This is a genomic window from Bacillus sp. ABP14 (assembly GCF_001831375.1).
GTDB lineage: Bacteria > Bacillota > Bacilli > Bacillales > Bacillaceae_G > Bacillus_A > Bacillus_A paranthracis.
The window spans coordinates 2,534,814-2,556,256 of record NZ_CP017016.1 but is presented as its reverse complement, the minus strand read 5'-3'; the positions used below and the strand labels follow the sequence as shown (position 1 = coordinate 2,556,256).

Sequence of the window (21,443 nt, the reverse complement as noted above, 5' to 3'; positions counted from 1 at the left end):
TGGTGGAAACATGCGATCTAGGCGATATAAACGTGGTGATCGAGTGAAAATTAATATTCATAAATCAGTATCACCTGAAATGCTTGCGTGGCTGAATAAACAATCAAACCCAACCAATTTCTTTTTCTTTGCTGCACAGCAACTCTTTAAACAAGTGGGAGATATTGATGTGGCAAAAGCTATACCAAGTAGCCATGTTTTCTCATTATACGTAGAACCATCATCCTTATTAAAAGTCGAAGTTAATCCTTTTAAAAACGTACCACTAGAAGCAAATAAATCTACCGATAATATAAAAAAAAAATCATGGGAAGCTGTTGATCAATTAGATTGTCCGTTTTTTTAAACATAGAAAAATATAAGTATTGCCCATCACTATACATACGGATACAGTGATGGGCTTTTTTATATGTAAAGATAGGGGGGACACAAATTGCGGCGTGCTCCTCCTATTCATTATTTTTCTATTATTTTAGCTGTATGTTCAGTAACAGTATGAATGATGTCTTCCCAGTCATCAGGATGAATCTCATGTCCGGCGCCTTCAAGAGTTAATAGAGCTGAGTTAGGAATCTCATCAATAAGTGCAAGGCCATGTTCAAAAGGGAGTGCGGTATCGTCTGTTCCGTGAATGACTAATGTAGGTGCTTGTATGGAGTGAAGCACCCCTTCATATGCATCATCGCCTTGAAGTAAAGCGTGATTAAACATGCTTAATAAATTGTTAGCTCGTTCAATTTCTTGTTTTACTTGATTATAGACTCTTTTTTCATCAAATGTGCGTTTGGACCCGCATAATAGACGGGACCCTGAAACTAAATATTCTGCTACAATATTTTCATTTGTCCAATCTAAATGCGTGCTATTTGCGTGATGTGTTAAAATTCTTTCATCCATCGGGGGTAAGTCACGTGTGTTATTGTCAGAGCCTATCACACTTGTAGCTAGTAATGTTAATGTTAATATTCTTTCGGGATGTTTTACAGCAGCAATTTGAGCGATCATACCGCCTAAAGACATACCAAATAGATGCGCTTTGTCAATATGATAAGCATCTATTACCCCAATTGCATCTTCAGCCATATCCGTAACGGAATAATTAGAAGTTCCAGGTTCATATGCGACAGAGCGTCCCACATCACGGTTATCAAAACGAATAACAAATTTCCCCGTGTTAGCCAACTGTTCACAAAATTCTTCATCCCAATAAACCATTGAACACGTAGCACCCATAATTAATAAAATAGCTGGATTTTTAGGGTTTCCAAAGCTTTCTGTACATATATCAATCCCGTTTATTTTAAATATCTTTTCAGTCATAGAGTTCTCTCCATTTCTTTTGAATGTAATTAAACATAAAATTTTGAATGACTCTAAGTTGTGTGTTAGATTTGCTTTGTTTTTTGCGTAATTACCCCCAAAAATAAGTTTATGATAATTCAAGGCAAAAAAAATTGAGAAATATTTGTATGTTATTACAATAAACAGCAAGGAGGTGAGGAATTGAAAGCAATTGTTATAGATCAATATGATAGTGTTGAAGAATGAAAAGAAAAACAAGTTTTAAAACCTGGTGGTGTTTCAGTTTCAATTGTTCATGAACCAATTCAAAAAGTAAAAGGGATAAAATCAGGTTTTTTATAGCATAAACTTTCGCATTGTATCATGTAATCTCTCTAATCCACTTATCATATCTTTTTCATTTAACATTGAATAGCTAATTCTTAAATGATTATTATTTGTTTCGGGATTTAATAGACAAGCTGTACCTGGTAAAAAAGACACATCTACTTCATTTGCTTTTTGTAATAAGGTAAAGGGATCTATCGAATTAGGAAGAGTAATCCATAAATTAAAGCCGCCATTTGGTATTTCAAAGTGCATTTCTTTAAGTGGTGATAACATATCAATCGTTATATCACGTCTAATTTGTAAAGCTGTACGTAATTTTTCTAAATGATGTTTCATACGTTCTGCACGTAAAAACGGTAGAAGTGCTTTTTGTGTTAATAAAGGACTACCGATATCCATTGAACCTTTTACAGCATATAGCCATTCGAAAATAGGGCCATCGGCAATAAGCGATGCGATACGTAGTCCTGGTGCTAATGTTTTACTAAATCCTTTTATATATATTACATGACCATTCGTATCCCAATTTTTGATAGGAGGGGGAACAGTCGCGCCCTCAAAATATATTTCTCCGAAAGAATCATCTTCAATTATAAAAAACTTATATAGCTCTGCTAGTTCTATAAGTTCCATTCTCCGTTCTTTACTCATTACGGTACCTGTTGGGTTCTGGAACGTTGGATTCGTATACAATAAAACGGGATTTTTACTTTGACAAATATCATCGATTAAGTCGGAGCGAACACCATGATGATCAAGAGAAATAGGTATAATTTGAGCCCCTTTATTGATGAAAATATCAAGCGCAGCACTGTAACACGGACTTTCCACTAATACAATATCACCAGGTTTTAATAGTGTTTGAGCAATTAAATCAATTCCTTGTTGTGCTCCGCTTGTAATTAATAATTGAGATGGGTCTGTAACTAATTTCTGGTGTTCATGTAAGTATTTTGTTATTTCAACCCGTAGTTCATAATCACCTTGAACTGGCCCATAGGTTGCTAGGATCATCTGGTCTTTATTAAGTATTTTATGCATTTCGTCTGCCAAGAATGGATTTGGCAATAGACGTGGATATAAAATCGCTTGTGAAAAATCGTAATATTTCCGGTGCTGATTCATTGCATATTGAGATCGCATAACATTAATCGTTTTCGTTTGTTGCCATTTATACGGAATTGGTTTGGAATCTTTCTTTACATGTTTATGTATATAAGCACCTTTACCTTGCTGGATGCGTATATATTCTTTCTTTTCTAGCTGTTTATACGCCTTACGAACAGTTAATAGGCTAATCTGTAAATCTTCGGCCATAGAGCGTAAAGATGGAAGTGAGTCACCATGCGAAAGCATGCCACTTTGTACTCTTTCAACGATTTGCATATATATTTGCTTGTAATACGGTATGTTGGATTCTTTACGCAGTACAATCTTCATGGTTTCACCTTTTTCGTTTTTATTAAATTTAAGCGAAAAATATAAAGAGAATCAACTACAATTTTAGGCAACTGTTATATACATAGATACACTGTTATACACTATACCTTCTATACTCATGTTAAGAGTAAAAAGGAGGAAGAGTAATGGTCATTTTTAATTATATTTTAGTATGTATTATTTTTGGAACAACATTTTTAACGATAAAAATCGGAATTGAAGCAGGAGCGCCCCCATTATTTTCAGCGGGAATTCGTTTCTTTTTAGCAGGAGTAATCTTAATGATTATATTTAAGCTAAAACGAAAAGAAATTATGCCACACATATTTTCAAGACGAATTATATATGCTGGTTTTTGCTTAACATTTATGACATTCGCAACATTATATTGGGCAGAACAATATATTTCTTCAGGGTTAGCTGCTGTGTTATCTGCTACGGGACCGATGATGATTTTGTTATTACAAGCGAAGAGAAATAAGTCAAAACTACAAAAGGAGCAACTGCTAGCTTTAATTATTGCACTAATAGGCGTTGTTTTTGTTTCTTTACCAGGAATGCACCAAGAAGTAAGTTTCATATGGAGTATCGCTTGTTTTGTATTAATAATAGGAGAATTTTTTTACGGAATAGGCTCTATTCGCTCAAAAGAAATACTTTCGGATTTACAAAGTGTATCACCATTTCTTATTAACGGTATTCAAATGTTTTATGGAGGGATTTTACTACTAATTGTATCAATAATTGTAGAACAGCCAAATGTAACTATATTAACTTCATGGAGTGTACAATGGCCTATTTTATATCTTATCTTTATCGGATCAATTGGTGGACACGGATTATATTATTGGCTCTTATCAAAAACAAATCCTGTATTCCCGTCAACTTGGTTATATGTCTCTCCATTAATTGCTATTATTGTAGGATACATCATATTAAGAGAACCTTTAAACCCTACAATGGGAATAGGTGCTTGTTTCATTTTTGTTGGTGTATTTTTAGCTAATCGATCCACACTCCGGTCTTATTTCAAACAAGGAAGATTATTTGAGAAAGAAATGTAGTTGTATAAAGTAGCAGCCCTGCATATAACAGGGCTGCTTTCATTTTATTCATGATACGGATTGACTTTATTTATTGGAAAGGCGTAATATTATTAAGCTATATGAAAGAGATCTGTAAGAAGAGGGGAGTTATTATGAAAATAAATTGGACTGAAGTAAAGGAAAAAATTCGACCGCAAATTTCAAAACCATCATATGAAACTTGGTTTACTAATACTACTGTTTATTTAGAGGATGATATATTAACAATTTATTGTCCAAATGAATTTGCACGTGACTGGTTAGAATCTCATTATAAAGAATTAGTATTTAATACATTAAGAGAAATGTTTAATACGACGTTTGAAATTCAGTTTGATCTATGTAATGGCGAACCATCTAACTTGAAAGATGTCCAAAAAGAAAAGCTTAGTAGCTGGGATGAAGTAAAGAAAGCATTAAGACCTAAAATAGCAGAGAAAACATTTATGACATGGATTAGAAATACAAATGCTACGATAAAAGATAATAAAGTAATAATCTTTTGTGAAGATGCGTTTCATCGTGATTTGCTTGAAGGGGAGTATAAAAATATAATTTCAAGTACCATACAGAAAATTACTGATGAAGAATATCAAATTTGGTTCGAAATAGGATCAAGCGCTACTTCTAAAGCACAGGTTCATCACGTGCAAAATAATCAACGTACTTCCGGACAAGATGAATCAAAAACAATTTGGAATAAAATAAAAGATAAAATGCAATTGAAAATTTCGAGACCGTCATATGAAACTTGGGTCAAAGAAACGACAGCTAGAATAAATGAAGATTCATTAATCATTTATTTTGAAAACGAATTCCAACAAGAGTGGGTTAAAAAGTCTTATAAAGATTTAATTTCGCAAATAGCAAAAGAGTTAACTGGAAATACATATGAGCTTCAATTTGAATTAAAATCAAATACAAATGCACTAGGTAATGCTGAAAAATCAACTATTAAAGATATCACTTCCGAATTAGGGGAGCAGTTCAAAGTATCCAATAACAGTTTAAAATATAATGATGTAGACGAGAGCAATAAACGCATTCGAGCCCTAGAAGAAAAAATAATGAACTTGGAAAAGATCATTGGTACATTAGTAGAAAAATTAGATGCAGTAGAATTAAAAACACAGTTGGAAAAATAACCAACTGTGTTTTTTTACTTAATTCGCTTTTTTTATAAACCCTTTATAATGACGTTTTACAAGCTGACTTTCTAACGTTTTCATTGTTTCAAGTGCCACACCGACAATGATCAGTAAGCTTGTACCACCAATTTGTGCAGAAGGTGGTAATGTAGCAATCTTTGTGAATACAAGCGGTAAAATTGAAATTGCACCTAAGAAAATTGCACCGATAAATGTTAAACGGTATAAAATTTTCGTTACATATTGTTCTGTTGATTTACCAGGACGAATACCAGGTACATATCCATTTTGCTTTTTCAAATTCTCTGCCATTTGCTCAGGATTTACTTGAATAAATGCATAGAAGTATGTGAAAGCAACGATAAGACCGACATAAAGTGTCATTCCAATTGGATGTGCGAAATCAAGGTTTGCAACTAACCATTTTGATACGCTTGAATCAGGGAAGAGCTGCGCAATTGTACGCGGCGTCATTAAAAATGCGGAAGCAAAGATGACTGGAATTACACCAGCACTATTTACTTTTAGAGGTAAATGAGTGTTTTTTGCTCCTTGATATTGATTGTTTCCTGAAACAGCTTTTGCATATTGAATTGGAATTTTACGTACGGCTTGTTGTATGTAGATAACGCCAACAACAATCGCTAAAATTACGAGACCAATTAAAACCATTTTTATGATGTGCATAAATAATTGATCGCCTGCATTTTGAAATTGTTGTAAATAGATTTGATTCGCAACATTTGGAATCGCTGCTACAAGTCCTGCAAAGATAATCATTGAAATACCATTACCTACTCCATTAGCGGTAATTTGTTCGCCTAACCAAAGTAAAAATGCAGTACCTGCAGTTAAAACTGTCGCAATAAATAAGTATGTAGTCCAGCTTTGATCTGTTATTAATTGTCCACTTGCTATATTATTAAAGCCATAAGACATCCCAATGGCTTGTATGAATGCGAGAATGATTGTAAAGTATCGAGTGAATTGAGCTGATTTCTTACGGCCCATTTCTCCTTGCTTTGCCCATTCCGAAAATTTAGGTATAACGTCCATTTGTAGTAATTGTACTATGATGGAAGCTGTAATATATGGTGTAATACCTACAGCAAAGATTGAGAAGTGTTGTAGTGCTCCTCCGCCAAAGACGTTTAGCATACCTAAAACGTTAGCTTGATCTTGTACTTTTAATACCTCTGCGTTAGTATGAGGAACTGGAATAAACGTGCCAATTCGAAAAATAATTAACATCGCTAATGTAAAAAGGATTTTCCTTCTTATCTCAGCTACTCTCATGAAATTTGAAATCGTACGAAACATAATGTCGCCTCCTATATTTTTATCAGTTTAAAACTGATTATTATATCCCGATGAAGTAACCACAAACCTCCTTCCGCATTAAATTCATTTGACAAATGGAATTTTATACATTTTGTAGTTTTCATGGATATAAAAATATAAGGTGTTTTTTAGCGACCTATAAGCTTTTCGTAATCATTCAATACACATAATATATCGAATAAATTAACAAATGTACATACATACGCATGAAAAATGAATAAATAGGGTCATTTTTTACATTTATTTAATGATAAATTGATAGGACATTATTATTAGGGATTGTTATACATGTTATAAAAATAAAGGTGAGACATTATGATTTATAGCTAATATTCATTCGAATGTGTCAGCTAATAGTTTCTCCCAATCTTTAAAGGATAATTTATTAGTTATATGTTTTAGTGCATTAGGTACAATAATATGACAAATAAGTTCTAAGCTATTACCATCTGAATCAATAAAATAAACAGATGCATTACCTTGATGTGGACGGACAAAAGGTGCAATAGATTCATTACTATAGCTGTTAAAAAAGAATATAGAATCGAGTAAAAGTATGAAAGTACATACAACTTTAGTAGTAAATAATCTTATTTCAATTAAGATTTATGCAATTAAGAAATTTGTTTATTTAAAAGGGATTTATCAAATTGAAAGATAAATAAATTGAATAGATACTTAATAAGGGGATGATATAAATGAAAGTAGTTGTAAAAGAATTACGACCATTAGAAGTGGCATTCATAAGAAGAACTGGTAGTTACTTTGAACCACAAGATCATTGGGGGAAGTTATTGAACTGGTCTATTGAAAATAAACTTTATCCACCGGAGCAATCATTTATCGGAATCTCATTAGATAATCCTGAACTTGTTGCAAGTCATATGTGCCGACATGATGCTTGCGTTACCATACCTAAAAACTTTGAAAAAGAACAACATGAGGATGTGCAATTTAAAAGTGTAGATGGAGGTCTATACGCTCTATACCAATTCTATGATGAACCCCATAAATTAAGTGAAGTGTATCGATATATGTACGCAGTGTGGTTACCAAATAGTGAATATAGTGCAGATTATGATAGGGATAATTTAGAGTTTTGTATGAACAATGTTGCAGAAGACCTAGAAGGAAAATTAAAGATTGATTTATTTGTGCCAATAAAAAAGAACAAATAATAAGTAGTATAAATTATAAGCGGTATTAAAAATTTGTTTTTTAATAGTATTAAACCCACTCTTAAAAATAGTTGAGAGTGGGTTTTATGTTGTTATTGAGAAAAAAGTTTACTTTAATTAATATGAATATTTGTTTATTTGATGAATGTACGTAATAGTACATAATAAAAATATTATTTTTTTGTCACAAAAATGAGCATTCTGGTTTCTCTATAATGCAGGCATCAAACGAGAGAGAGGTTTTATTTACATGCAAACAATAAAAAGTGAAGAGAGGAATGTTTCACATATAACATTTGAAGCGTTGTTTAAACAAAACTATGCGTATGTTGTTAAACAAATAATATGGATCATTAAAGAACAGACAGTTGCTGAGGAATTAGCGCAAGAGGTGTTTTTGCAACTGTATCATTCAGATTGGAAATCAATAGAAAATTTACGCGCTTGGCTTATAAAGTCTTCTACTTATGTCGCCTATAACTACATTCGCTCTGAAAAGAGACATCGGGCAAGAATCGATAAAGAAACCCAGTATCAAGAAGTTCAAATTGATTCGTCACTAGATGATGAATGGATTAGAAAAGAAGAAATTACAAAAGTACAAAGGGTTTTGCGAAAAATGAAAGAACAAGATCGAACAATATTATTAATGAAATTTTCAGGGTTTCGATATAAAGAAATCGCGCAAGTACTTCAAATTGAAGATTCGTCTGTTGGAACATTGTTGGCACGAGCTAAACTTAAGTTCCGAAAAACTTTTGAACAAATGGAGGGGAAATAAATGACTTGTTATGAAATGGGATCCATTCAATCATATATTGATGGCGAACTTTCGCGTGAGGAAAGAAAACAATTTATAAAGCATTTAGACAAATGTAAGAAGTGTCAAAATTTATTAATTGAGCTAACAGAATTAAATCAATGGGAACATTCAACACTAGCCGAGGAGAAGCTTCATGAGACTCCAGAAATAAATATTGATGTCGAAAAAGCATGGCAAACATTTAATGGTTATAACCAGACTAATAATGTACTTAGTACAAATCAAACGATAGAAAGAAAGCAGGGAGTATTTTCAAATATGAATAAAAAATCAAAACGGTTCATGTATACGTCGGTTGCTGCGGTAGGCATTTTTACTATAGCTATGATCCCGCAAGTTCAAGTTGCAGCAACTAATATTGCTTCTTACTTTGCTAATGAAGTATTAAATGATACGGTTGTGAATGAAGGAAGTAAAGATGAAAACGGTGTACAACAAGAAGGTAGGTTGAACGGGCAGTTTATACCTATTGATGAAAAGATAACAGATCAAGGGATAACTGTACATTTTAAAGAATTATATGTGGCAGATGCACGTATATCTGTTCATTATAGAGTGGAGAAAGCCGATGGAACTCTAATGCCATTTGAATTTGATACAAATGGATTAGATATAAAAAGCGATGGAAAAGTAAATGGACAACAAGAAGAAAATCCTGAATATAACACAGGAAATGGTATGTTTTCACAATTATCATTTATTCAAGGTGAAGACAATTCACCATTTGAATTATTGTCAGAAGGAAAACAGTTAGAGCATGTAGGCATTCGTGATAAAGACAGACCAGAAGGCGTCATTACATTTGTTGAAGGTTCTGAAGGAAAAGGTTCCTTTAAACAGCCTTTAACATTAGATGTAAACATAAATAAAATAGGAAAAATAGCTGGATCTTGGAAAGGTCAATTTCAAATTAATCCTGAAAAAGTAAATAAGTAAAACAAATTTATATGAAAAAAAGAATAACACAATACATGTCGAGTGATATCTTTATCTATTGGTTTGCTTTTATAATGCTTATTTCTTACATTATTTTAACTATCTCTTTTATTTACTAATCAAATAGTAACGAAGAATTTCAATGTATGAGATAACTAATTTTTATAAGTTATTGTGCAGCGAAATCACCAAATAAACAATTGAATGAGACGAGCATATACTAATAAATGACACAATGCATAATTTATAATCGTATTTGAAGAGCACCTTAAAGTGCTCTTTTTTTATTGAAATTCATGCACTTATATAAGTTGTTCTTAATTTGAATCATCGTCCTTATATTATGTAATTTTGCATAATGTTACATAAATTGTGTATTTTCCCTTTTTTTCGACAAGAACAGCAAGTATACTTTGTACAAGCTTTCTATTTCAAAATTATACGAGGTGAAAAAATGAAAAACAAAAAGACGTTAACTAAGGTAGCATTAACAACAGGTTTAGCTTTAACAGCAGTAGCACCATACGGAGTAGGTCATGCAGAGGAAACAGATCAACTACAAGTTCAAATTCAGGAGGAATCATTCCGTTCTGGTGAACTTACACAACCGTCACAAAAGGCACCAGAGAATGTAGTAAAAGATGCTCTTAAGGAGAAAACAGAACAAGCCCTTTCTTCAAAGCAAGTCAATGGAGAAACTGGAGTAGATTATAAAGTTCTTCAAAAACGTGATTCATATGATGGGACTACACTTGTACGTATACAACAAACATATGAAGGAAAAGAAGTATATGGCCATCAATTAACTGCACACGTAGATCATAACGGTGTTATTAAAAGTGTTTCAGGCGATAGCGCGCAAAATTTAAAACAAGAAGAATTGAAAAAGCCTATCAATCTATCAAAAGATGAAGCGAAACAATATATTTATACGAAGTACGGGAACGATATCAATTTTATTTCGGAGCCAGAAGTTAAGGAAGTTATTTTTGTTGATGAAAATAATGGACAGGCTAGCAATGCATACCAGGTTACATTTGAAGCGGCAACACCAAAATATGTTTCCGGAACATATTTAGTAAATGCACAAAATGGTGATATGTTAAAAAATATGGTACAAGAGTCTAACTTGAAAGCAAGCGAAAAACTAGTTGGAGCCTTAAAGAAAAGTAAAAAAAGCAGTCTTACATCATTAACGGGCACTGGAAAAGATGATTTAGGGATCTCTCGTTCATTTGGTATTTCTAAACAAAGTAATGGCAAATATGCTCTTGCTGATTATACAAGAGGGCAAGGAATTGAAACATATGATGTGAATTACAGAGATATTACGAAAGAAGAAAGCTATTATCCTGGTACATTAGCAACTAGTACTTCGACAACCTTTAACGATCCAAAAGCAGTAAGTGCCCATTACTTAGCAACAAAAGTGTTTGATTTTTATAAAGATAAATACAATCGTAATAGCTTTGATAATAAGGGACAAAAGGTAGTTTCAGTTGTACACGCTTGGGATTCTGGAGATACGAATGATCCGAAAAATTGGCAGAATGCGTTAAGTGCTAATAATGGTAGTATGCTTGTATATGGAGATCCTATCGTCAAAGCATATGACGTAGCTGGGCATGAATTTACACATGCTGTTACTTCTAGTGAATCTAATCTTGAATATTACGGTGAATCTGGTGCGATTAATGAGGCACTATCTGATATTATGGGAACATCTATTGAGAAATATGTAAATAATGGAAGCTTTAACTGGACGATGGGAGAACAAACTGGATCTGTCTTCCGTGATATGGAAAACCCAGCTTCTGTTCCATCTTCACTTGGAGTACCTTATCCAGATGATTACAGTGAATTTAATGATTTTAATGGATGGGATCAAGGTGGCGTTCATTTTAATTCAAGCATTATTAATAAAGTTGCGTATCTCATCGCAAAAGGCGGAACTCATAACGGTGTAACTGTTAAAGGAATTGGTGAAGATAAAATGTTTGATATCTTCTATTACGCCAATACAGATGAGTTAAACATGACTTCTAATTTCAAAGAATTGAGATCAGCATGTATTCGAGTGGCGACTAATAAATATGGTGCGAATTCAGCTGAAGTTCAAGCGGTACAAAAGGCATTTGATGCAGCAAAAATTAAGTAAGTTAGAAATATAGTTCTTATTCATATATTATTACATTATGAAAAAACAGCTAATATCCTTAAAAGGACATTAGCTGTTTTTTTACGTAATTATGCATTAGTGAAAATATACTTACTTAGCAATAATTAGGGATGATATCTTTAAAAGTTACGTCAAATATGTAAGGTTTATAGTATGTAAAAACAGAAAATTAATAATATATTGACCTCTTAACGGAAAGTGCTATAAAATGAAAGCGATAACAAACGGTTGCTTTAAAATAATTTCCCTGATTTTTTTGTATTTACAAATATATGAAGACACAAATAAACTATTTTTTTAACAATTAATGCAAACGTTTTCGCATTGGAAAGATCATTGAAATACATATGTGAAAATAACCAATACAGGGGGGGGAGCAAAAGAGATTTCTAGATTAATTTAAATTGTGTAATGTAGTACAGGCATAATAAATCGTTCGTACTATTTAAAGAAAGGGTGTATGTGGTGCAAATTACAAAAAGATTAATTAACAAAACAGTTTTATTACTTACTTTAATCGTTATGTTATCATCTGTTTTCTCCTTTCAGAATGTGAAGGCAGTTTCAAATTCGAAAACAACTGAAGTTATCATTCATTACAAAGAGCAGTCTGGAAATACAAAAGACTGGAACCTTTGGATATGGGGAGAAAATTCAAATGGAAAATCATATGAATTTACTGGTGAAGATGAATTTGGAAAGTACGCAAAGATTAATATAGATGGTGATTATAACCGTTTAGGATTTATCATTCGTACAAATGAGTGGGAAAAAGATGGTGGCGATCGTTGGATTGAAAATATAAAGGACGGTCGTGCTGAAGTATGGGTTCTTTCTGGTGATGAAAAAGTATATAACGCTAAGCCTTCATCGGATCTCTCAATTCAAAAAGCAACTATTGATAGTTTCCATAAAATTACTGTAACGACGAATGTCCCGTTTCATATTAAGGAAAAGAAAATTGAAATGGAAGGCATTAAAATTAAGAGTATTAGTCCTTATGATATAAACAGTGGAGATATTACGAATAAGGTGAAAATAATTACGGAAAAGAAAATTGATTTAAAACAAACATACAAAGTTAAAATAGAAAACTTAGCTGATACGAATACTGAAATCGGTAAAGTAATTCGTACTGAGGAGTTTGACCATTTATTTTATTATGGTGGCAACGATTTAGGTAATATATATACACCACAACATACAAAGTTCCGTGTATGGGCTCCTACTGCGAGTGAAGCGAAGTTAGTTACATATAAAAAATGGAACGATAAAATAGGTACTGAAATAAACATGCAACAAGGTGAAAAGGGCACCTGGAAAGCAGAACTTAAAGGGAATCAAAAAGGTCTCTATTATACGTATAAGGTGAAAATTGGTGATAAATGGACAGAGGCCGTTGATCCTTATGCACGTGCTGCTTCTGTAAATGGAGATAAAGGTGCGGTTATTGATTTAGAAGAAACAAATCCGAAAAAATGGAACACTAACAAAAAGCCTAAATTAAAAAATCCGGAAGATGCTATTATTTATGAATTGCATGTACGTGATCTTTCTATTCAGCCCGAAAGTGGCATTAAACAGAAAGGAAAATATTTAGGTGTAACAGAAAAAGGAACAAGAGGGCCTGAAGATGTGAAAACAGGACTTGATCATATAAAAGATCTTGGTGTTACACACGTTCAGCTTTTGCCGATATTTGATTATGCTTCAGTAAATGAAGAGAATGTAAACGAACCACAATATAACTGGGGATATGATCCAAAAAACTTTAACGTACCAGAGGGGTCCTATTCTACAAATCCATACGAGCCAACTGTTCGAATCACTGAATTAAAACAAATGATTCAAACACTACATGATAATAATCTTCGTGTTGTTATGGATGTAGTTTATAACCATATGTATAATGCTGCTGAATCTAATTTCCATAAGTTGGTTCCAGGTTATTATTATCGTTACAATGAAGATGGAACATTTGCAAATGGAACAGGAGTAGGAAATGATACAGCTTCAGAACGAAAAATGATGCGAAAATTTATGGTGGATTCGGTCACATATTGGGCAAAAGAATATAACTTAGACGGATTCCGTTTTGATTTAATGGGTATTCATGATTATGAAACGATGAATGAAATACGTAAAGCTGTTAATCAAATCGATCCTTCTATTATATTGCATGGAGAGGGCTGGGATTTAAATACACCTCTTGCAGCAGAGTTGAAAGCAAATCAAAAAAATGCGGAGAAAATGAAAGGAATTGCTCATTTTAACGATAATATACGTGATGGATTAAAAGGTAGTGTATTTGAGGAGAAAGAAAATGGCTTTGTAAATGGAAAGGAAAACATGGAAGACCGTATTAAAAAAGGCATTACCGCAGGCATTGACTACGATATAAATTCGTCGACTTACCAAGATCCAGAGCAGGTGCTAACTTATGTGGAAGCGCATGATAATCATACATTATGGGATAAACTTGAGTTGACTAATTCAAGTGACAGTGAAGAAGTGCGAAAGCAAATGCATAAATTATCTTCTTCGATTTTATTAACATCACAAGGTATTCCGTTCTTACATGCGGGACAAGAGTTTATGCGCACGAAATATGGTGATCATAACAGTTACAAATCTCCAGATTCAATTAACCAGATGGACTGGTTGCGCCGTGCAGCGTTTAATAATGAAGTAGATTATATGAAGGGATTAATAGAATTACGAAAAAAGTATCCATCCTTTAGAATGACATCTGCAGAACAAATAAAAAAACAAGTATCTTTTATTGATACTCCCAAAAATGTAGTAGCTTATTCAATAGATGGAAAGGGCAAAGGAAATAAAAATGAATACTTTATAGTGGCTCATAATGCAAATAGGGAATCCGTTGAAATCTCGCTTCCATCGAAAGGTCCTTGGAAAGTACTAGTAGACGGGAAGCAGGCGGGAAGTAAACCACTTTATGTTATTCATGATAATAAAATTAAAGTTCCTGCGTTAAGTTCTTTAGTTTTAAAAACAGAGAAACCGATTAAATAAATGCCAAAAGCGGAGTGAAGGGTATTTTTACTTCGCTTTTTAAATCAAAATGATATAATTTCACATACTGTAATTATATTACAAATTAATAAATAAAAAAGAGAAGAACTCACCAAGGTTCTTCTCTTTTTTATGTGTAATTATTCTTTCTGTGGTTGTGAATATAGCAAAAGGCTAGACGATGAATCTATTTTCAAAGTGACGAGAAAATGACAAAACTGTAAGAATGCATGAATGATTGTAAGAAAGTTCGATGTTTTCCTTTTTCTTTTTTTATTAAAGTGAAAAAGAAGAAAGCGGTGTCATAAGAGGTTGGTATTTTTAGATGGTGGACAATAACCAACACTATCCATGTAATAAAAGTATATGGCAATCAGTAAGACACCTTACTAATAAGGAGGGATTTGAAATGTCTTTTTCTCAATTCAATATCGATATTTTTCGAGCCATTAATGATTTAGGTAAACAATATTCATTCCTAAACCCGGCCATAGTATTTTTGGCAGAATATATGGTATATATGTTTGCTTTAATTATTTTAGCTTATTGGTTTACTAGGTCCAGAAAAAGTAGAATGATGGTTATTCAAGCGATGGTTGCTTTTGTAATTGCTGAGGTAATCGGGAAAATAGCAGGGAAATTCCATCTAAATTATCAACCGTTTGCAGTATTGCCTGATGTTAATAAACTTGTCGACCATGCTGTAGATAATTCATTTCCTAGTGACCATACGATTCTCTTTTTTTCAATTTGTTTTTCGTTTTGGCTTGTTCGTAAAAAAACTGGATGGCTATGGCTTATACTTGCACTTTGTGTAGCGATCTCTCGTATTTGGGTAGGGGTTCATTATCCTTTTGATGTTGCAGTAGGGGCTTTAATAGGATGTATTTCAGCGGTATTTTCGCATTGGTTAGTACCGAAATTATCTTTAATTAGGCAATTACTTACTCAATATGAAAGAGTAGAGAAACATGTTTTACCATCCAAAAACAAATCAAAAGGATTGTGAGTATAGAGCTTTATCACCCTCATTACTATTCTCCACAAGTTGAATGTTAAATGCACTTATTTACATCCATGAAGATGAAAAGGAATAGGTAGTACGTCTAGGTAATAAAACAGTTTATTACCTACTATTTAGATAACAATGAAGGCCATATCGCAAAACATTTAGTTAGCACCGAAGTGTATTTTTATCGTTTTTGAGGTAACTTATTTTCTTCAGTGGATAGACAGGTGGCGTGATCCCAATATATAAATTTGGAACGATGTTAATTTTTCATATAGGATACCGTCATATTGATATAAAGGCGTTATCCTTTCCTATGATTTCTCAGAAAGAATAACGCCTTTTTCTTTTTAGGGAAGATTTTGTCTTATTACCTTGATAGTGATGTGGTTCTACCCCTTTTAATGGTTACAAAAATCTTTCGAATAGATCTAACTTGCGCAATGCTTCCCGTTAATATAATACGCTGACTCTGTGAAAACCGTAAAAACAACCTCTACTTCTGGAAGTCCAAAATCCATTACATATGTAGTAATGGCCTTGGCAAATCGATCACGAATTTCCTGTCCACGCTCGAACCATTTCACTTCAATAAGAGGAAACGCTTCTATTTCTTCTCCATTAAATACAAACGTAGAACTTGGTAGTTCCAACGTAAAATTATCCGTACCACACTCACAAATCTCTGCGAGCTCTTCTACTAATGGCTTGCTTATGTGTTTTAATTGTTCAGTAGTAATTCCACGAAACACAACATGCGGCATGTGAACCCCTCCGTTAGATAGCTTTATATTTGATCACATCATAGCACAATTTATTTGGCTGCACTAGAATCTATTGGTACATTTCAATGACATTCTTCAGAATGGGGCCCCGTCCCGAAAAGGCGGATTGAATTTTGAAATGAGTCATATGAGACATTCAAAAGCCTTATTCCACGTTATATTAGCCTTGTCTCAATAGGCTTTCCTCTATTGGAACGAACTAAAAAACATTGATACAAAAGACTTTTTATCTTTAACTTTGTAAAAGCGCAAAATCCTGACGCTATCCGATCACTATCAAGCTAAATTTTTTAGTACCTTCAGAATGAAATTTTGTGTTAACTTGTAACAAAAAGTGCATTTTTTTGTTTTGGGGTAATTCTGAATTCTTAAGTTAATGGATATGCGACGGTACCCTTATAAGGGCTAGTTTGTATCTTATGTGGTGAATTTTACAAATAGCGAAAAAGAGTCCTATATAAATGGGACTCTTTTTCTTCAAGTATTAACTTACTGGATATGCATTAGAACCTAGATAACGTTCTTTTATAATTTGTAGATGATGAAGCTCATGTCCAGCTATGATGTATGCTAATGCACGAACTGTAACTTCAGATTTGTTCGCATATCCTTTTTGTAACCAAGTGTCTTTATCTAAGCTTTTCAGTAAATGCAAGGTAGATTGGCGAACAACTATTAAATTCTCAAGAAGATCTTGCATAGATTGCTTATCAAAAGCTGCTTTAAGAACGTACATATCATCGTTATAGCCTGGAAGTTCTGCTGTCTCGCCTCGAGCAATAGATAACAAGCGATACGCCATAACACGTTCTGTATCCGCAATATGGCCGATTACTTCTTTTATACTCCATTTAGTAGGAGCATATCGGAAAAGTCCCTCACTATCAGAAATTTCTTTTAATAAAAGACTCGTTTCCTCTATTTGTTGTGCTAAAATTTGTATGATATTTCCGTCTGATACTAAGTTAACATACGTTGCATAATAAGAGTTATATTCACTTGCCTTTGGTCTAATTTGCATACGAATCATCCTTTATATTTAATCTTTAAGTACAGTTTATCACAAAAGACTTTCAAATTAATCTGAAAGTTCGAAATTACAATTAAAAAATTCACCTACTAACTTAGTTAAAATTGTGTACTTTTACATCAATTAACAAATAGAAAAAGGGTTTTTGATTTAACTCTTAGAATATCGTTCTATTAGAAGTTCTTTGAGATGAATTGTTTTTTTGATTACTTTTGATTATAACTAGGAAATATAGGAAGGTTGTGAATTTATTTGATGAGTTATAAAGCTATGCTGTTTGATTTAGATGATACGTTACTTAATAGGGATAAGGCAGTAGATAATCTGTTTTTATTACTTTTGGAAAAGTGTTATGAGGATGTTAGTGATACAATCAAAAACAATATGCTACAGAAATTCAAAGAATTTGATAAAAGAGAATATGGCATGAGTGATAAAACGATAGTATTAGAATCATTGTTTGATGAATTCCCGCCGAAGTATAGATTGCCACGCAATTATATCCAAGATTTTTGGAATGAAAACTTCCCAAAATGTTTTTCACTTGATCAAAATACTATTCATTTCTTAAATCATATAAAGAAGTACTTTGAAGTTGGAATTATAACAAATGGCTCAACGCAGAGGCAAAAGGCTAAAATAATTAACACAAATTTAAACAATTACTTTGATACGATCATTATTTCTGAAGAAGTGGGATTTAGTAAACCGGATAAACGTATATTCGAACTAGCATTAAATAAGCTAAATTTACAACCGGAAAATACTTTATTTGTTGGGGATGACTTAGAAAAGGATATTGCTGGTCCTCAAAATGTAAATATAAAAGGTGTGTGGTTTAACCCTCAGAAAATCAAGAATACTACCAAAATACAACCATATGCCGAGATTAACACTTTGGATAGCTTGTTAAGTTATATTACGCCACAATATTTTTTTAACAAGTAAAATTAATTTCATTGACCGTATTAGTAATAAAAAATAGATGCGATTTTAATAGCTGCGGCTAATTTAATCTATGATTCATACGAAGTTTTGTAAAACAATTTTACTTATACTGTGTAAATTATAAAGGGGTGAGACTATGGAAATAAAGAAAGTAGTAATCGATGGAATCAATATTGCGGTCATTAGAAATGATAAGGTATTAATATCCGATGTTCAATCTGCATTAGATACTATGGCAACTGTTCAATATGAGGTAGATGCGAAGCATATTATTATCCATAAATCTTTAATAAGTGAAGATTTCTTTGATCTAAAAACACGTCTTGCGGGCGATATTCTTCAAAAGTTTATAAACTACAAGGTGAAATTTGCTATTGTTGGAGATTTCTCTATGTATACTAGTAAAAGCTTAAAGGATTTTATTTATGAATGTAATAAAGGTAAAGATATTTTTTACTTAGCAACTGAACAACAAGCAATTGAAAAACTAAGTACATTAAAGTAATAAGTATATCCTGCTAAATCCCCCGATTTCACTTAGTTCATGATTATATACGATATAGAAGAACTGACGTTTGTGGTAAACTAAGAACTGAATAAAGGGGGAGTTTTTTTTGAACAATTTTAATGATGCGATACAAAACTTAAACAACATAATTTACAAACCTAACAATTTACTGATTGCGAATGTAAAAGAAGAAAAGCAAAACACAGAATATGCAGGATATTTATTTCACTTAAATAACAAAACCATTCGTTTTAGAAAATCCAAAATTACTCCTAATAAAATTGGTCAATTTGTTTCTTTTTGGGAGAAAGATGACAATATGCAGAATCGAGCGTTTTCTTATGACGCTGCTCCTGACTTATTAGTTATCACTTGTATAGATGATAATAAACTAGGACAATTTATCTTCCCTAAAGAGATTCTTCTTAAGGAAAAAATCTTGAGAACACAAAATCAAAAAGGCAAGATGGCTATGAGGATTTATCCGATCTGGAATACCCCTGTTAGCAACCAAGCTAAAAAGAGCCAAATGTGGCAGCTTCAGTATTTTGTTGATTTAAGCGATCATAATAATTTACCTATAGACAAACTATTACATTTGTATTCGTAGCTTCTTATCTTAAGTAATCTTGTTAGTTAGACTTTTTGTACCGGTACAGTTAAACGAAATGTACATTGTTTCAGTACCCCATCAAAATTACAATCAGCATATACTAGTTTAACTTATACATTTTAAGGGGTGCTGACTATGACAAGTCTACAACATAAGCTTTTTACAAGATTGAATCTTGCAAAGCGTACTGAAGTGAAGTTTGAAGAATTAAATACAATTCTTTTTGCATTTGCACACACTATACCATTTGAGAATTTAGATGTTATAGCAAGTAACACGAATACAATTACTATGGAAAATTTACAGAATAAAATTTTAAGTACATCCCGCGGCGGACTTTGTTATGAATTAAATACTCTTTTGTACTACTTTTTAAAAGATTGTGGTTATGATGTACAACTCGCATTAGGTACCGTATATAAAAATGATATAAACGCATGGGCACTTGAGAATGGACATATAACGATTATTCTAAATTATGATAACGTACGATACGTAATTGATGTAGGTATTGCTTCATTAGTACCTCTAGTCCCTGTACCTTTTAATGGTGAGGCTGTTTCTTCTAAAAATGGTACGTATCGAGTGAGACGAAAAGATACGAGTAAAGGGAATTACGTTCTAGAAAGAAAAGATACGAACGGTGAGTGGAAAGTATGTCATGCTTTTTATAATCGTATCATTGATGAGGCAGTAGTGAATGATGTTCAAAAAAGAGTAGTAGAAGATGAGAAATCTATTTTTAATAAAGGACCAATTGCAGCCAAATTAACGGAATCTGGTCATGTCTCTTTAACCAATACTAGTTTCACTGAAATAGTTCATGGTGAAAAAACGAAACGTGAAATTACAGAAGAGCAATATAGAGAGCTTTTATATACTTTATTTGCTATTGAGTTATGATAACGCGAATAGCTAGCCGGTTCTGAATAAGAACCGGCTATTTTATTAATTTAATTTAAAACAACTATTAAAGTTTGATTTTCTTAATAGATATAATACACTAGAACAGTATGAAAAAGTATAAACAATGAATTTTGAATGTAAAGGAAGATCTTCATGTCAATTATCGATAAATTGAAACTTAATAAGTATACGAATATGGTTGTTATTAATGAACCAAGTGATTACGAAGTTTTTACAGGAAAAGAAACTGTATTTTCAAAAGAACACGATGCCATTTTTATTTTTGTAGAAACACTGGATGAAATGGTGAAACAAACGAATTATATTATTAGTAATAAAGAATTATTAATTGAAAAAGGATACATATTCTTCGCATATCCGAAAAAGGGTAATTCTCGCTACAGTACGTTTATTCACCGTGATGAGATGTTTCCAGCATTAAACGTTGGAGAAGATGGATATGTGGGAGAAAGCGATATTAAATTTGCGCGAATGGTAAGTATGGATGACATCTTTACTGTTGTAGGTTTAAAGCGTGAGAAGAAAAAAGCGACAAAAACGCCTGCAATGAGCCAATGTGTAGCTGATTATGCAGATCGAATTCAAGATGTTGAAGCTTTATTAGCTAATCACCCAAATGAACTTAAGTTTTATCAAAGTTTAACACCTGGATACAAAAAAGATTGGGCACGTAATCTGTTTTCTGTCAAACAAGAAAAAACACGTGAAAAACGTTTTGAAAAGATGATTGAGGTTCTATCACAAGGCTATAAAACAATTGATTTATTCCGCAAAAAGAAAAAATAAGATTGGGAAAGTCACAATGATGCAACAATTAATTGCGAT

19 protein-coding genes and 1 pseudogene are annotated in these 21,443 nt (G+C 32.6%); 14 read left to right on the top strand and 6 right to left on the bottom strand.

Annotated elements, in window-relative coordinates; all coding sequences use genetic code 11:
* Positions 1 to 10: 10 nt before the first annotated feature.
* Entirely contained in the window at positions 11 to 346 is a 336-nt protein-coding gene (locus BGI23_RS13205; RefSeq protein ID WP_042511174.1) for a hypothetical protein, read from the top strand.
* 110 nt (positions 347 to 456) lie between these two features.
* Here BGI23_RS13205 and mle read toward each other — a convergent pair whose 3' ends face one another.
* Positions 457 to 1,320 (bottom strand): BCA family alpha/beta fold macrolide esterase, encoded by an 864-nt coding sequence (gene mle / locus BGI23_RS13200; protein ID WP_070806184.1) that lies wholly within the window; start codon positions 1,318 to 1,320, stop codon positions 457 to 459.
* Between the two features lie 318 nt (positions 1,321 to 1,638).
* Positions 1,639 to 3,072, bottom strand: a complete 1,434-nt coding sequence (gene pdxR, locus BGI23_RS13195; protein ID WP_070806183.1) for a MocR-like pyridoxine biosynthesis transcription factor PdxR — start codon at positions 3,070 to 3,072, stop codon at positions 1,639 to 1,641.
* 146 nt (positions 3,073 to 3,218) lie between these two features.
* Between pdxR and BGI23_RS13190 the strand changes: the two genes are divergently transcribed.
* Both BGI23_RS13190 and BGI23_RS13185 read left to right on the top strand, forming a co-directional pair.
* Positions 3,219 to 4,136 carry a DMT family transporter gene (locus BGI23_RS13190; protein ID WP_070806182.1) on the top strand — a complete coding sequence of 306 codons (918 nt, stop codon included), beginning with the start codon at positions 3,219 to 3,221 and terminating at the stop codon, positions 4,134 to 4,136.
* 134 nt (positions 4,137 to 4,270) lie between these two features.
* Positions 4,271 to 5,302 carry a DnaA N-terminal domain-containing protein gene (locus BGI23_RS13185; RefSeq protein WP_070806181.1) on the top strand — a complete coding sequence of 344 codons (1,032 nt, stop codon included), beginning with the start codon at positions 4,271 to 4,273 and terminating at the stop codon, positions 5,300 to 5,302.
* 18 nt (positions 5,303 to 5,320) lie between these two features.
* Here BGI23_RS13185 and secY read toward each other — a convergent pair whose 3' ends face one another.
* Positions 5,321 to 6,625 (bottom strand): preprotein translocase subunit SecY, encoded by a 1,305-nt coding sequence (secY, locus tag BGI23_RS13180; protein WP_070806180.1) that lies wholly within the window; start codon positions 6,623 to 6,625, stop codon positions 5,321 to 5,323.
* Between the two features lie 354 nt (positions 6,626 to 6,979).
* A pseudogene (locus tag BGI23_RS13175) lies at positions 6,980 to 7,165 on the bottom strand (VOC family protein); the annotation flags it as partial.
* Between the two features lie 179 nt (positions 7,166 to 7,344).
* Here BGI23_RS13175 and BGI23_RS13170 point away from each other — a divergent pair.
* From BGI23_RS13170 to BGI23_RS13145, 6 genes are all read left to right on the top strand, one after another.
* On the top strand, positions 7,345 to 7,824 hold the full coding sequence (locus BGI23_RS13170; protein ID WP_070806179.1) for an AraC family transcriptional regulator: 480 nt from the start codon (positions 7,345 to 7,347) through the stop codon (positions 7,822 to 7,824).
* A gap of 250 nt (positions 7,825 to 8,074) precedes the next feature.
* Entirely contained in the window at positions 8,075 to 8,605 is a 531-nt protein-coding gene (locus tag BGI23_RS13165; protein ID WP_017561583.1) for an RNA polymerase sigma factor SigX, read from the top strand.
* Complete coding sequence (locus BGI23_RS13160; RefSeq protein ID WP_070806178.1) at positions 8,606 to 9,583, top strand: DUF4179 domain-containing protein; 978 nt, start codon at positions 8,606 to 8,608, stop codon at positions 9,581 to 9,583. It abuts the gene before it with no gap.
* A 454-nt stretch (positions 9,584 to 10,037) separates the two neighbouring features.
* Positions 10,038 to 11,741 carry a M4 family metallopeptidase gene (locus tag BGI23_RS13155; RefSeq protein WP_070806177.1) on the top strand — a complete coding sequence of 568 codons (1,704 nt, stop codon included), beginning with the start codon at positions 10,038 to 10,040 and terminating at the stop codon, positions 11,739 to 11,741.
* A gap of 486 nt (positions 11,742 to 12,227) precedes the next feature.
* Positions 12,228 to 14,798 (top strand): type I pullulanase, encoded by a 2,571-nt coding sequence (gene pulA / locus BGI23_RS13150; RefSeq protein WP_070806176.1) that lies wholly within the window; start codon positions 12,228 to 12,230, stop codon positions 14,796 to 14,798.
* Between the two features lie 409 nt (positions 14,799 to 15,207).
* Entirely contained in the window at positions 15,208 to 15,807 is a 600-nt protein-coding gene (locus tag BGI23_RS13145) for an undecaprenyl-diphosphatase (RefSeq protein WP_000010581.1), read from the top strand.
* A 431-nt stretch (positions 15,808 to 16,238) separates the two neighbouring features.
* Here BGI23_RS13145 and BGI23_RS13140 read toward each other — a convergent pair whose 3' ends face one another.
* Both BGI23_RS13140 and BGI23_RS13135 read right to left on the bottom strand, forming a co-directional pair.
* Positions 16,239 to 16,571: a DUF1904 family protein gene (locus BGI23_RS13140; protein ID WP_001120954.1), complete on the bottom strand. Its 333-nt coding sequence runs from the start codon at positions 16,569 to 16,571 to the stop codon at positions 16,239 to 16,241.
* A 505-nt stretch (positions 16,572 to 17,076) separates the two neighbouring features.
* Positions 17,077 to 17,613 carry a DinB family protein gene (locus BGI23_RS13135; protein ID WP_001167120.1) on the bottom strand — a complete coding sequence of 179 codons (537 nt, stop codon included), beginning with the start codon at positions 17,611 to 17,613 and terminating at the stop codon, positions 17,077 to 17,079.
* Between the two features lie 264 nt (positions 17,614 to 17,877).
* Between BGI23_RS13135 and BGI23_RS13130 the strand changes: the two genes are divergently transcribed.
* From BGI23_RS13130 to BGI23_RS13110, 5 genes are all read left to right on the top strand, one after another.
* Positions 17,878 to 18,570 (top strand): HAD family hydrolase, encoded by a 693-nt coding sequence (locus BGI23_RS13130; protein WP_070806175.1) that lies wholly within the window; start codon positions 17,878 to 17,880, stop codon positions 18,568 to 18,570.
* Positions 18,571 to 18,706: 136 nt separating this feature from the next.
* Positions 18,707 to 19,075 (top strand): DUF4180 domain-containing protein, encoded by a 369-nt coding sequence (locus BGI23_RS13125; RefSeq protein ID WP_000403460.1) that lies wholly within the window; start codon positions 18,707 to 18,709, stop codon positions 19,073 to 19,075.
* Between the two features lie 109 nt (positions 19,076 to 19,184).
* Positions 19,185 to 19,688: a MepB family protein gene (locus BGI23_RS13120; RefSeq protein ID WP_070806174.1), complete on the top strand. Its 504-nt coding sequence runs from the start codon at positions 19,185 to 19,187 to the stop codon at positions 19,686 to 19,688.
* A gap of 138 nt (positions 19,689 to 19,826) precedes the next feature.
* Complete coding sequence (locus BGI23_RS13115; protein WP_070806173.1) at positions 19,827 to 20,594, top strand: arylamine N-acetyltransferase family protein; 768 nt, start codon at positions 19,827 to 19,829, stop codon at positions 20,592 to 20,594.
* Between the two features lie 156 nt (positions 20,595 to 20,750).
* The gene (locus BGI23_RS13110; protein ID WP_000022240.1) at positions 20,751 to 21,404 is read left to right on the top strand and encodes a YdeI/OmpD-associated family protein; all 654 of its coding nucleotides are present in this window, start codon (positions 20,751 to 20,753) and stop codon (positions 21,402 to 21,404) included.
* Positions 21,405 to 21,443 lie beyond the last annotated feature (39 nt).

Coding starts and splice junctions, on each gene's coding strand:
- BGI23_RS13205 (WP_042511174.1), top strand. CDS start 11: ATGCGATCTAGGCGATATAAACGTGGTGATCGAGTGAAAATTAATATT.
- mle (WP_070806184.1), bottom strand. CDS start 1,320: ATGACTGAAAAGATATTTAAAATAAACGGGATTGATATATGTACAGAA.
- pdxR (WP_070806183.1), bottom strand. CDS start 3,072: ATGAAGATTGTACTGCGTAAAGAATCCAACATACCGTATTACAAGCAA.
- BGI23_RS13190 (WP_070806182.1), top strand. CDS start 3,219: ATGGTCATTTTTAATTATATTTTAGTATGTATTATTTTTGGAACAACA.
- BGI23_RS13185 (WP_070806181.1), top strand. CDS start 4,271: ATGAAAATAAATTGGACTGAAGTAAAGGAAAAAATTCGACCGCAAATT.
- secY (WP_070806180.1), bottom strand. CDS start 6,625: ATGTTTCGTACGATTTCAAATTTCATGAGAGTAGCTGAGATAAGAAGG.
- BGI23_RS13170 (WP_070806179.1), top strand. CDS start 7,345: ATGAAAGTAGTTGTAAAAGAATTACGACCATTAGAAGTGGCATTCATA.
- BGI23_RS13165 (WP_017561583.1), top strand. CDS start 8,075: ATGCAAACAATAAAAAGTGAAGAGAGGAATGTTTCACATATAACATTT.
- BGI23_RS13160 (WP_070806178.1), top strand. CDS start 8,606: ATGACTTGTTATGAAATGGGATCCATTCAATCATATATTGATGGCGAA.
- BGI23_RS13155 (WP_070806177.1), top strand. CDS start 10,038: ATGAAAAACAAAAAGACGTTAACTAAGGTAGCATTAACAACAGGTTTA.
- BGI23_RS13145 (WP_000010581.1), top strand. CDS start 15,208: ATGTCTTTTTCTCAATTCAATATCGATATTTTTCGAGCCATTAATGAT.
- BGI23_RS13140 (WP_001120954.1), bottom strand. CDS start 16,571: ATGCCGCATGTTGTGTTTCGTGGAATTACTACTGAACAATTAAAACAC.
- BGI23_RS13135 (WP_001167120.1), bottom strand. CDS start 17,613: ATGCAAATTAGACCAAAGGCAAGTGAATATAACTCTTATTATGCAACG.
- BGI23_RS13130 (WP_070806175.1), top strand. CDS start 17,878: ATGAGTTATAAAGCTATGCTGTTTGATTTAGATGATACGTTACTTAAT.
- BGI23_RS13125 (WP_000403460.1), top strand. CDS start 18,707: ATGGAAATAAAGAAAGTAGTAATCGATGGAATCAATATTGCGGTCATT.
- BGI23_RS13115 (WP_070806173.1), top strand. CDS start 19,827: ATGACAAGTCTACAACATAAGCTTTTTACAAGATTGAATCTTGCAAAG.
- BGI23_RS13110 (WP_000022240.1), top strand. CDS start 20,751: ATGTCAATTATCGATAAATTGAAACTTAATAAGTATACGAATATGGTT.